This window comes from Acinetobacter sp. 102 (assembly GCF_037028485.1).
Lineage (GTDB): Bacteria > Pseudomonadota > Gammaproteobacteria > Pseudomonadales > Moraxellaceae > Acinetobacter > Acinetobacter higginsii.
Window position 1 is genome coordinate 127,207 of the sequence record NZ_JAZEZK010000001.1, and the last position, 12,517, is coordinate 139,723.

A 12,517-nucleotide genomic window follows, 5' to 3' on the forward strand; every position below is an offset into this window, starting at 1 on the left:
GAGCAGAGATGACATCAGTTCAGCAATTACAAGGCGTTGGTGCTGCCGCAGCGACCCTCTTAGAAAAGCTTCATATTTTTAGCACGGATGATTTGTTATTCCATCTTCCCCGTGACTATGAAGATCGTAGCACTATTATTCCAATGAATCAGCTGATCGTTGGACGAAGTTACTTGCTTGAAGGTGAAGTTCGTTCTGTCGATTTCCCTCCGGGGAAAAAGAAATCGCTCGCAGCTCTGCTACAAGATGATTTTGGCAAGGTAACCTTGCGCTTTTACCATATTTATAAAGGTCTGACAGATCGTATCCAAATGGGGCAACGATTACGGATTTTTGGTGAAGTTCGAGTTGGTGCACGGGGTTTGGAGTTGTATCATCCCGAAATTCAAGTAATCCAGCAACATACTGCTTTACCTAAGACACAACTCACTGCGATTTACCCCAGCACTGAAGGCTTAACTCAACCCAAGCTGCGTGAATACGTCCACCAAGCCTTGCAGCATCATAGTGATGACTTACCTGAATTACTGCCCAGCAAATACAGCAATGGCTATGAGCTTAAACAAGCGCTCCATTACATCCACGAGCCGCCGCTTAATGCCAATATGCTGCAACTCAATCAAGGTTCGCATCCTGCACAACAACGCCTGATTTTTGAAGAACTGGTTGCCCATCAAATTAGTTTACTCACCCGACGTGCCTATATTCGGCAAATTTCTGCACCTCGCTTTAGCAGCAGTAAAGTACTTGCAAAGAAACTCTTGGAAGGCTTGCCCTTCCAAATGACCAATGCACAAAAACGGGTGTCCAAAGAAATTCTGCAAGATCTTAAACAAGATCAACCGATGCTACGCTTGGTGCAAGGTGATGTGGGCGCAGGTAAAACCTTAGTAGCTGCAGTCGCTGCCTGCCATGCCTTAGAAGCGGATTGGCAAGTAGCCCTCATGGCACCAACTGAAATTTTAGCCGAACAGCATTACTTAAACTTTAAACGCTGGTTTGAACCCTTAGGCATTCAGGTGGCATGGCTATCAGGCAAACAAAAAGGCAAAGCCAGAACTCAAGCGGAACAACAAATCAAAGAAGGTCATGCGCAACTAATCGTAGGTACGCATGCTCTGTTTCAAGACACTGTTGGATTTTCTAAACTTGGCTTGGTGATTATTGACGAACAACATCGTTTCGGTGTCGATCAACGTCTTGCCTTAAGAAATAAGGGTGCAGATCAATTTACGCCACACCAATTAGTGATGACGGCAACACCGATTCCCCGTACTTTAGCGATGAGTGCATATGGGGATTTAGACACCTCGATTATTGATGAATTACCTCCTGGACGAACCCCAATTCAAACCGTAACGATTCCATTAGAACGTCGTGAACAGGTATTACAACGCATTGCCAGCAATTGCCGCGAAGGTAAACAAGCCTATTGGGTCTGTACCTTAGTGGAGCAATCTGAAACGCTGGATGCGCAAGCTGCAGAAGCCACTTATCAAGAAATTAAAGAACGCTTTCCAGACATCAATATTGGTTTGGTTCACGGCAAAATGAAGGCCGATGAAAAACAAGCGGTGATGCAAGCATTTAAAGACAATCAATCCCAACTGTTAATTGCCACTACAGTCATTGAAGTCGGGGTCGATGTCCCGAATGCCTCGATTATGGTGATTGAAAATGCAGAACGCTTAGGCCTTTCCCAACTGCATCAACTTCGTGGACGCGTGGGTCGTGGTGCAACCGCCAGTTTCTGTGCCCTACTGTATAAAACCCCATTATCGCAGAATGGACAGGAACGGCTTTCAATTTTACGTGAAAGCAATGATGGCTTTATCATTGCAGAAAAAGACTTAGAAATTCGAGGTCCTGGAGAACTGTTAGGTACTAAGCAGACAGGAGATATGGGCTTTCGCGTGGCACGTTTAGAACGGGATGATCATTTGCTTACCCAAGCACATTATGTGGCAGAGCAAATTCTAAAGGACTATCCACAACATGCCGAAGGACTACTCAAGCGCTGGCTGCCTGAGGCCCCAAGATATGCCTATGTTTAAACAACTTGGCACATCAGCACAGCAGCTTTTTGATTATTTTACACCTTGTAATCTCTGTGATATCGGCATGAAACGCCAGTTTGGTGTTTGCCACAGTTGCTGGCAACAACTGCCTTGGTTAAAGCAAAGCATTGAACGTAACCAGCAACAAGTCTTGGTTGCATGCCATTATCAATATCCAATTGATCGCTTGATTCAACAATTCAAATACGAGCAGAAACTGCATCATCAAAGAATATTAGATGGCCTGCTATTACAACTCAGACTTCCTAAAGTACATGCGATTGTACCAATGCCTGTTTCGATTGATCGCCTAACAGAACGTGGTTTTAATCAGGCCCTGCTATTGGCCAAGACACTAAGCGCTCACCTGAATGTTCCCGTGTGGCAGCCGGTACAACGCTTGGCTCAACACTCACAAAAAGGCTTGTCACGCTTAGAGCGTATGGAAAATATTGAGCAACAATTTGTGGCAGCACCGCCTAACTCAATTCGTTATCGCAAAGTCCTTATTCTCGATGATGTCCTGACCACAGGCAGTTCGATTCGTGCTTTATCTAAGGTACTGACCCAACTCGGCTGCCAACAAATCTATAGTGCCTGCATAGCAGCCGCACAAGTACAACAAACTAATTCACTTGATTTTGCTGACACCACGGAATCACAATTTCTTTCGTTAAGGGCGCAAGTAAAGTAAATTGATCATCTAAATCAATCCATTTCATTTCTGCGATTTCGGCTGCAATTTGCGGTGGCTGTTTTAATTCAACCGCGTAGACATAGCTCACTAAAACATGATCAGGTTCATTGGCTGCTGCTGTTTCAAAACGACCAATGAATTGTTTCAGCTCACATTCACAACCAATTTCCTCCAAAATCTCACGTTGCATCGTGATTTCAGGTGCTTCATCCATTTCCAATTTGCCGCCCACTTGCATAAATGCATGTGTGTTTTGCTTGCGTACTAATAACAATTGATTGTGTTCATTCAAAATCACGGCAGCCGCGACGGTGATAATTTTCACTCATTGATCCTCAAGCCTGAATTTCAGCAGTCGACATCCATTTCGGTGTCGCTGGTTGATAATTTGAAAATGCCGTAAGAATATCCTCAATTTGTTCCGCCACAATCAACTTATCGACAAAACGCTCCTGACTAAAGCCGCGCTCAACCGAGCCCTGAATCATTTGGATCAAGCCATCATAGAAGCCGTCCACATTTAAAAATGCGCATGGTTTCTGATGAATCCCCAATTGGCTCCATGTCCATTGTTCAAAAATTTCTTCCAGTGTTCCAGCACCACCTGGTAAAGCCACAAAGGCATCGGATAGCTCAGCCATTTTAGTTTTACGCTCATGCATATTCTTAACGATATGCAATTCAGTTAAACCCGTATGTGCTAGTTCTCGGTCGACCAAAGCATCAGGAATCACCCCAATCACTCGCCCACCCGCCTGTAATGCACTATTGGCGACCACTCCCATTAGACCAGAACGACCACCGCCGTAAACCAAGGTTTTTCCCTGTGCAGCAATTGCCTGACCAGTCGCCTCAGCCATTTGCTGATAAATGGGATCATTACCGAGAGAAGAACCACAGAAAACACATATAGAATTCATACAATTAAAACCGTTTTATATAACTGTCATGCTGATAAAGTAGGCTATGTAACAAGATTTTTGAGAAAATAACGTTTAGGCAAGTGTTTTTCGTTTCATCCTTGTCTAAAATACACCCTGCTTTCGGTAAACGACCGAAAACATTACACCGACTGCGCGAGGAAAAAAGACATGCTTGAAGCCTTTTATGCCACAGAGCGCGGTAGTCTAGAAGATGCAACCATCAACGGAGGTTTCGATCTCCACCCCGAACTGGTCTGGATTGATCTCATCGCTCCTTCCCAAGAAGAACAACAATGGGTTCTGGATGCGTATGACCGAAACTTACCGACCTTAAAATCGCTTGAAGATATTTCCTCATCTGCACGATTTTACCGTGATGATGATGGAATTTTGCATATCAGTACCTATTTTTTAACAAAGAATAAAAACTTTCAAGTCGATGGTGATACAGACGACTCCTTACCCATGTTAGCAATGGTACAAACGGTTGCATTTATTTTGCATAAAGATCGCCTATTTACCATGCGTGGTGAAAAGTTGGTTGCCTTCCGTGCCTTTCGTGCCCGCGCACGTCGTAATGACTATGATATGGATTATAAAGATCCCACATGGATCTTGCTCGGCCTACTTGAAGCGAAACTGGATGAACTTGCGGATATCTTGGAAGATATCCACAAGGACTTGGAACGATATTCCACAGAAGTCCTGAATAACCATCATCGCGAGAAAATTTTAGACCTTGATGACATGATTACCCGCTTAGCCCAGCAAGAAGATATGCTGGGAAAGGCACAACTCTGTTTAATTGATTTACGCCGTGTATTGACCTTTTTAGCACGCCCGCGTGCATTAGGCAGTCACATTTATGATGCCGACATTCGCGAGTTAAGTGAAGACGTTCGCTCTCTAGTCGAACATGATGCCTTCTTATTCCAAAAAGTGCGATTCTTACTGGATACCACTTCTGGATTCATTAATACTGAGCAGAACGACACGATTCGTCGATTCTCGATTTTACCCAGTATGCTTGCGCCCCCAATGCTGATCGCGAGTATTTATGGGATGAACACCGATGTACTACCTTTTGCTCATGGCAGCCTCAGTTTTTGGATTGTGATTGGTATTCTGATGGCCTTCCTCGTCTTGCCAATGTTTTACTTCCGTTGGAAGAAATGGATCTAATAATAAAAAAGCACCTGACGGTGCTTTTTTATTTCGACAAGATTTTGATCAAATCAATTTCAAATCATCTTGTAAATGGCAAGCTTGGATGATTTTCAACATCTTCTCAGACACATTTTTGAAGTGTAGACCTTTATTTTCAGGTGTTTGACGCAACCATTGCACCAATACCGCCAAAGATAAAGTATTGCCTTGTTCAAGCTGGGCCAAATCAACAACCAAAGGAAAATTCTGATGTTGCTGAATATGCTTTAAACCAGCCTGATAAATCTGTTCTGCATTTTCAAAATTAATTGTCTTTGACACAATTAATTGCTGATCAATATATTGAATCACCCGTCACCTACTTATTTTTTGCTAACAGCAGCATCTGCATCTGGTTTAAATGTCGCAATCGCTTTATTGATGTCACCACCATTACGTTGAACCGTTGCCGCAAACTGATTACGGAATTGCAAACCAAGGTCAATACCAGACACATTGATATTACGTACCTTCCATTGATCGCCTTTGTCGGTTAACTGGAACGATACTGGAATTTTTTCACCATTGTGCAAGAAGTCTAAAGTCACCACAGGGTTTTTACTGTTGGTCGATTTAAACGGACGCATCGTGTAGCTTTCGTTGGTATATTTAGCGAAAGCACCACCATAGTTCTCAATAATGACCGCACGGAAGTTTTGTTCAAACTGAGCACGTTGAGCAGCATTGGTGTATTGGTTATTCGCATACGTCCCTAACACAATACGGGTAAATGCTTGTGAGTCCACATACGGGTCAAGATTCTGACGAATAATCGTTCTGACCAGAGCTGGATTATTCTGTAATTTTGCATTATCTGCTTTTAAACGAGTAATCAAGCCATCAGCTACGCGCTTAACAAAATCAGGTGGGGTCTCTGTTGGTGCCGCAAATGCTGCACTTGCAAGCATTGTTGATAATACGCTTGCTGTTAGAGTTTGTTTCAATAATGTGTTCACTTCAATCTCCTAACCTGAATTACTCAACAAAAGAGGGTTCTGCTTCAGTCGCCGCTGGCTTTGAAGCTGGACTTTCTGTCGCTGTTGAGCTCGATGTGGCTTTACCAGCACCACCAGTAATAAACTTACTGATTAAATCTTCTAAATCCATTGTACCTTGGGTATTTGAAACTACATCACCACGTTTTAAGTAGTTCACACCACCACCTGGGACAACTTTCAAATATTTCTCACCCAATAGACCATTGGTTGCAACCATAATATAAGCATCTTCATCAAGGCTGGTGATGGAGGTCATGTTAGCAATAAGTTGCTGTTCCATTTCTTTTTGTTTCGCAGCATCAGCTTGTTGATAATCAGCACTATAGTGCAATTCTTCAAGTGCATTCTTTTGCACTTCTTTCAGTTGCTCTGGGCTAAAACTGGTCAACTTACCATCTAGATCAAATTTTACAGTTGCCAAACGTGTCACTGGATCAAGTGTAATTGATTCAACACGGCCAATGGTTACACCGCTCATGGTGACTTTCGCGCGTGCTTTTAAACCGTTTACGTTATCAAACTGCGCTGTCATGCTGTAGCTATCACGTAAATTAGTACCAACTAAACCACTGACTTTCATCGCAAGAAAAAATAGAGCGATACCGAAGATAATGACAAAAATACCTACGGCCAGCTCACTAGTACGTGATTTCATTAAATCCCTCCGAACATGACCGCAGTCAACACGAAATCAAAACCTAATACACAAAGTGAAGAATATACGACCGTTCTGGTCATTGCAGTCGCGATACCTTCTGGCGTCGGATCACAAGCATAACCTTGATATACCGCTACCCATGTACAAATTAAAGCAAATACAATGCTTTTGATGATAGTGCCGTTAAAAACGTCATGCCAGAATTGTACGCTACTTTGCATACCGCCCCAGAATGAGCCTTCATCCGCACCCAAGAAATCAACACCCACCATCTTGCCACCAATAATACCAATGGTTGCAAAGATCACAGTCAGCATCGGAAGACTGACAATTCCCGCCCATAAACGTGGCGACACGATTTGTCTGAGCGGATCAACTCCGATCATTTCCATGCTGGCAAGTTGTTCACTTTGTTTCATGGAACCAATTTCAGCAGTTAATGCTGAACCGGCACGACCTGCGAAGAGCAATGCAGCAACCACGGAAGCCAATTCACGCAATAGTGTCAATGAAATCGCAGTACCTAGCATTGCCTCACTACCAAAGGTGACCAGAATGCTATACATCTGCAAACCAAGAACAGCACCAATAAACAAGCCAGAAACAGCGATAATCAGCAGGGACATCACCCCGACACGATACATTTGGTAAATAAAGCGCTGAAATCCACCTTTCGATGGCATGGAAAATAAAACTTGCAGAAGCATCAGTGCCGCAGCACCAATCCCCTTTATCCGCTCAATAACGAGTCTACCTAACCAGGCAATCGCATTCATGGACGAACCTCGTTATCTAAATATGCTTGGTGAGTAAATTGATATTCGACAGGTCCCTCAATCGAACCTGTTAAAAACTGGCGTACAAATGGTGATGCATGATTTTTTAATTGTTCAGGTGAACCTTCACCCTGAATTTTGCCTTCAGCAACCACATAAATATAATCAGCAATCGATAAGGTTTCTGCAACATCATGCGAGACGATAATCGTGGTTAAATCTAAAGCATCACGCAAAGAACGGATTAAGCGGGTCAAAACACCCATCACGATCGGATCTTGGCCTGCAAATGGCTCATCGTACATAATCAATTCAGGGTCTAACGCAATCGCACGTGCCAAAGCAACACGACGGTTCATCCCGCCGGAAAGCTCTGATGGCATCAACTGCTCAGCTCCACGCAAGCCCACTGATTCAAGTTTTAACGCAACTAACTCTGCAATAATATGTTCGGGTAATTTGGTATGTGCGCGGATGGGAAAAGCGACATTTTCATAGGTCGACATATCGGTAAATAATGCACCACTCTGGAATAGCATTCCCATACGTGCACGTGCAGCGAATAATTCTTGACGCGACATTGTCGCAATATCTTTACCGTCGAGCAGCACTTCACCATGATCAGGAAGCAATTGGCCACCAATCAAACGTAATAAAGTCGTCTTACCCGTACCAGACGGTCCCATAATTGCAGTAATTTGACCACGTCGAATTTTAAGACTGATATCGTCATAAATGACGCGTTCTCCTCGATTAAAGCTCAAGTTTTTAACTTCAATTAAGGCTTCGGTATCGAGAGGAGATTTGTTATTCATAATGGCATTCATTCCTGCACTTTTTATGCACGCATACTATACACTGAAACATTAAACGCTTGTTTTTATTTTGATAACCGATGGTACGAAGATTATTTAATTTATGTAGTTATTCTTCGAATCAGTTTGGCTGGTGGTATGTTGAGAATTGACATTAAAAGCATCAGAGTGACTGGTATCAAAAAGTGCATAGGCAAAGAACAAGCCATTACAAAGCATCAGAATGACAAATAGACACGGCAGTCCTTCACTACACATGAAAGACCACATTTGACTCAAAAGACTTTTATTTTGCTTAACCCTATTCATTTCTTATATAAAATTTGAATTAGTACACATTTTTAAGATTTTACATGACTAGCACAAAATAAAAAAGCCAGTTTTTCAACTGGCTTCTTGTTTTCATCGGTTTTTAACGATTAAAAATCGTTTTTGCGACGACGGTCACCACCGAAAGTTTCTTCACGTGTACCGCGTGCTGGGCTATCTTCACCAAACTTACGTTTTGGACGATCTTCACCACCGAAGCTGCGTTTTGGACGATCTTCACCACCGAAGCTACGCTTTGGACGGTCATCACCACCGAAGCTACGCTTACGGTCGCCAAAACCACCTTCACGTTGAGCAGGACGATCACCAAAATCACGTTTTGGACGGTCGCCGAAGCTACCTTCACGACGTGGTTTGTAATCTACACGGTTGCCACGGTTGTCATCATTCGAATCAAAACGCGGTTTATCATTGAAACCACCTTCACGACGTGGGCGATCAGAGTTGAACTCGCGACGTGGACGATCTTCACCACCAAAACTACGCTTTGGACGGTCTTCGAAACCACCTTCACGACGTGGACGATCAGAGTTGAACTCGCGACGTGGACGGTCTTCAAAACCACCTTCACGGCGTGGACGATCTGAATTAAATTCGCGGCGTGGACGGTCTTCGAAACCACCTTCACGGCGTGGACGATCTGAATTGAATTCGCGACGTGGACGATCTTCACCACCAAATGATGGACGTTCGCCACGAGGCTTGTCATCGAAGCTACGACGTGGACGGTCATCACCACCTTCACGGCGTTTGAAATTGCTTTCGCCTTCAAAACGACGACCACCACCGAAACCGCCACGACCGCCATCACGACCGCCACGACCACGACCACCGCCATCACGGCCACGACCACCACCATCACGACCTGAACGCGCAGGAGGTGGAGATGGCTCAAGACCTTCAATTTCAGATACATTTAAACGTGCATCTAAGTAATCTTCTAACGCACGGATTTTACCACGCTCGCGGTAAGTCGCTAAAGTAACGGCTTGACCTGTACGACCAGCACGACCTGTACGACCGATACGGTGTACATAGTCTTCGTTTTTCATCGGTAAACCGAAGTTAATTACGTGTGAAATTGTTGGTACGTCTAAACCACGTGCTGCAACGTCAGTCGCAACTAAGATTTTTGCACGACCTTCACGAATGCTACGTAAACGACGGTTACGAACGGTTTGTGGCATTGCACCGTGCAACGCAACAACTGAGTGACCAGCTTCAGCTAATTCTTCAGCAAGCATATCTGTATCTTCTTGCGTGCTTGCGAATACAACAGCTTGATCTACTGATTCGTCAGATAACCAATGCGTAAGTAATTTTTTCTTGTGTTCGAAACCATCAGTCCAATGCAATGTTTGCGTTACATCAGTATTGGTACTGTGACCAGTTTCAATTGCAATACGTTGTGGATCATTCATCATGCGCTCAGCAAGACGGATAATACGATCCGCAAATGTTGCAGAGAACATTAATGTTTGTTTACGGTTTGCAGCTAATTCACCAATTGCTTCTAGATCTTCAGAGAAACCTAGATCAAGCATACGGTCTGCTTCATCAACAATTAATGATTCAACTTTATCAAGTTTAATTTGACGACGGTTTACAAGATCAAGTAAACGACCTGGAGTCGCAACAACAACTTGTGCACCTTTAAGCTGTTGAATTTGCTTACCAAAAGGCATACCACCCATGATTGCAGCAATACGAACACCTTTCATGTGACGTACAAATGCAATTGCGTCTTGGCTCACTTGTTGAGCCAATTCACGGGTAGGAGAAATAACTAAAATTGTAGGCTGAGTGACTGCTTTCATACGGTCTTTAAAAGAAACAAATGCTTCTTCGCCCGCTAACGCATTTAACGTAGGTAATAAAAATGCGGCAGTTTTACCTGAACCAGTTTGGCTCGAAACTAATAAATCTTTCCCTTCTAATGCAGCGGGAATCGCTTGTTCTTGCACAGGAGTTGGTGTAGTAAAACCTAAACCTTCAAGCGCTTGTTGTAAGGTTTCGTGTAAAGAAAATTCGGCAAAAGTTTTGCTCATAGAGAGTTTCACCCTAATGGGTGCTCCATTTTAATAAATGCTAAAAAATAGACATCGGCAACAAGCGGCAAAGCGACTCAAGCTGAAAAATAGATGAAGTTCAGCGGCGATCCGAATAACGACGATGTGGACTTAACGCACGCTTGATTACTGCTTCAACCTGAAGAATCGCTAAGCGATTTGGGCGCAAGATGTGGTCCTCTCTACGGACAGCGTGCGCTAATAATGAATAGAACTGAATGTTCAGGTAATGAACTGGAATTTAAGTGCGTGGGCGGATTATAGCAGAATAATTTTAAAAGTCACCCTTTTTAATAGGTTTTTCTATTTCACCCTCTTTATTATTTGTATCCAGACGATAATGACGACCTCAAAACAACATATTTAAAATAATTTATATTCCAATATAAACATAATTATCAGCAAGTTAAAAACTTATTATGCCTTACTCTTTTGTTAACATTCTTATTGTACAGTTAAACTAAGTTCGATAGATCCCTGCTTTACTTTATTAAGGGTATCCAGTATTTGTTTCACATTTGCAGCAACTTGATCAGGAATCTGATCCGTCAAAAGTACCCGACACTTCAAATTCGAATAAAGCTGAAATCTCTGCCTAATCTTTAATTCTTCTTTTGCTCGAACAGGATTCAAGTAAGCTCGATTCATTTGCCTTGCTACAATTTCTTGAACATATGTTTCCAATGCGAGTGAAGGTAACATTAAAAAAGTAAAAATATGGCTCTCTATTTCATCTTTGATTTTCATATAGTCTTGTTGAATATCATGGGGATAGGCCATAAATCCAGAGGAACATACAATGATCATTATTTTATTCAAATCGTATTTTATTTGAAGCTGCATAAAAAGCTGAATGTTACGCGCTGCATATTCTTTATAACCATGTTGAATAATGTACTGAGTAATATCTCCTTCACTTTGCATAAAATATTCATCTAAATCATAGTAGTCAAAACCAAACTCCGCCGAGAGCAACTTGGCTACAGTAGTCTTACCAGCACCACCTGGGCCAATAAAATAGATAAGCAATTGATTTTACCTTATTTCGAATAACGCATAAAAAAGCCCTCAAATATTGAGGGCTTTTTTAGAATTCGGCAAATTATTTTGCAGCATCGCCCCAAGCAGGAACTACGGTTTGCATCAATGGCTTTAACATCTTGAGTGAACAAGCAATCACTTGACCATTATCCAATGAATCATTGCCACCACGAGCATCAACAATAACACCGCCCGCTTCTTTCACAATCAACTCACCTGCAGCGATATCCCATGGTTTTAAGCCAAGCTCAAAGAAACCATCAAAACGGCCTGCAGCAACATAAGCCAAATCAAGTGCAGCTGAACCACCACGACGGATTTGCGCACCAGATTTAGTCACTGCCAATAATGAAGCAAAATGCTGTTCTGCATAAGAAATGATTTCGCCATTACGTTTTGCACGGTATGGATGACCAACAGCAAGGAAAGTGTTTTCTAAGCTTTCTTTTACATTGACACGGATACGGCGTTGGTTCATCACTGCACCACGACCGCGGCTTGCAGAGAATAATTCATCACGCACAGGATCATAAATCACGCCGTGTTGAGTAACACCTTTATGTTGTACAGCAATAGAAATACAGAAATGTGGGAAACCATTAATAAAGTTTTGTGTGCCATCTAAAGGATCAATCACCCAGCACCAATCTGCATCGTGACCTTTACCTTCTTGCATACCAAACTCTTCGCCAAGGAAGCTGTGGTTTTTATAGCTTTTACGGAGGGTATCAATTGTAAGTTGTTCCAAGTAACGATCGACGCGCGTTACTGGACCATCGATGCCTTTTTCTTCAACTTGCAAATCGAGTTTATGACGATTTTGATGTGCCTTTAAAAGCTCTTGACCAACTGTTTGAGCCGCACGCGCAGCCATAACCACCATAGGTTCCATTGAACACCCACTACAAATTTGAAGATTTTGACAAAGAATAATGCATAAAAGCGCG

The 12,517-nt window shown here is 42.8% G+C and carries 13 protein-coding genes; 3 read left to right on the plus strand and 10 right to left on the minus strand.

The genetic code is table 11. The annotated features are described in order from the left end of the window. The first annotated feature begins 8 nt into the window (after positions 1-8). Together recG and WA352_RS00645 are read left to right on the plus strand one after the other, a co-directional pair. On the plus strand, positions 9-2,054 hold the full coding sequence (gene recG, locus WA352_RS00640) for an ATP-dependent DNA helicase RecG (protein WP_033134230.1): 2,046 nt from the start codon (positions 9-11) through the stop codon (positions 2,052-2,054). Beyond that, positions 2,047-2,751 (plus strand): ComF family protein, encoded by a 705-nt coding sequence (locus tag WA352_RS00645; RefSeq protein ID WP_033134229.1) that lies wholly within the window; start codon positions 2,047-2,049, stop codon positions 2,749-2,751. The genes recG and WA352_RS00645 overlap by 8 nt, the downstream gene beginning before the upstream one ends. Here WA352_RS00645 and WA352_RS00650 read toward each other — a convergent pair. Both WA352_RS00650 and WA352_RS00655 read right to left on the minus strand, forming a co-directional pair. Further along, complete coding sequence (locus tag WA352_RS00650) at positions 2,684-3,079, minus strand: NUDIX hydrolase (RefSeq protein WP_033134228.1); 396 nt, start codon at positions 3,077-3,079, stop codon at positions 2,684-2,686. The genes WA352_RS00645 and WA352_RS00650 overlap by 68 nt on opposite strands. 10 nt (positions 3,080-3,089) lie before the next feature. After that, complete coding sequence (locus WA352_RS00655) at positions 3,090-3,674, minus strand: TIGR00730 family Rossman fold protein (protein WP_033134227.1); 585 nt, start codon at positions 3,672-3,674, stop codon at positions 3,090-3,092. A 171-nt stretch (positions 3,675-3,845) separates the two neighbouring features. Here WA352_RS00655 and WA352_RS00660 point away from each other — a divergent pair, with 171 nt between their 5' ends. After that, positions 3,846-4,859, plus strand: coding sequence for a magnesium and cobalt transport protein CorA (locus WA352_RS00660; RefSeq protein ID WP_004657647.1), 1,014 nt, complete (start codon positions 3,846-3,848; stop codon positions 4,857-4,859). 48 nt (positions 4,860-4,907) lie between these two features. Here the strand turns inward: WA352_RS00660 and WA352_RS00665 are convergent, their stop codons facing one another. The 8 genes from WA352_RS00665 to WA352_RS00700 form a co-directional block, all read right to left on the minus strand. Beyond that, positions 4,908-5,195 (minus strand): STAS domain-containing protein, encoded by a 288-nt coding sequence (locus WA352_RS00665; protein WP_004657643.1) that lies wholly within the window; start codon positions 5,193-5,195, stop codon positions 4,908-4,910. 11 nt (positions 5,196-5,206) lie between these two features. Beyond that, positions 5,207-5,839: an MlaC/ttg2D family ABC transporter substrate-binding protein gene (locus WA352_RS00670; RefSeq protein WP_004804079.1), complete on the minus strand. Its 633-nt coding sequence runs from the start codon at positions 5,837-5,839 to the stop codon at positions 5,207-5,209. A gap of 19 nt (positions 5,840-5,858) precedes the next feature. Further along, a complete protein-coding gene (gene mlaD / locus WA352_RS00675) occupies positions 5,859-6,536 on the minus strand; it encodes an outer membrane lipid asymmetry maintenance protein MlaD (RefSeq protein ID WP_016162220.1) in 678 nt (225 codons plus the stop codon). After that, positions 6,536-7,315 carry a lipid asymmetry maintenance ABC transporter permease subunit MlaE gene (gene mlaE, locus WA352_RS00680; RefSeq protein WP_005201238.1) on the minus strand — a complete coding sequence of 260 codons (780 nt, stop codon included), beginning with the start codon at positions 7,313-7,315 and terminating at the stop codon, positions 6,536-6,538. Before mlaE ends, mlaD begins: the two co-directional genes overlap by 1 nt. Next, positions 7,312-8,130 carry an ABC transporter ATP-binding protein gene (locus WA352_RS00685; protein ID WP_004804074.1) on the minus strand — a complete coding sequence of 273 codons (819 nt, stop codon included), beginning with the start codon at positions 8,128-8,130 and terminating at the stop codon, positions 7,312-7,314. The genes mlaE and WA352_RS00685 overlap by 4 nt, the downstream gene beginning before the upstream one ends. A gap of 419 nt (positions 8,131-8,549) precedes the next feature. Beyond that, positions 8,550-10,508, minus strand: a complete 1,959-nt coding sequence (locus tag WA352_RS00690) for a DEAD/DEAH box helicase (RefSeq protein WP_005201239.1) — start codon at positions 10,506-10,508, stop codon at positions 8,550-8,552. Between the two features lie 465 nt (positions 10,509-10,973). After that, positions 10,974-11,558, minus strand: a complete 585-nt coding sequence (locus WA352_RS00695; RefSeq protein ID WP_033134387.1) for a shikimate kinase — start codon at positions 11,556-11,558, stop codon at positions 10,974-10,976. Between the two features lie 73 nt (positions 11,559-11,631). Further along, a complete protein-coding gene (locus WA352_RS00700; RefSeq protein ID WP_033134386.1) occupies positions 11,632-12,462 on the minus strand; it encodes an inositol monophosphatase family protein in 831 nt (276 codons plus the stop codon). Positions 12,463-12,517: the final 55 nt, after the last annotated feature.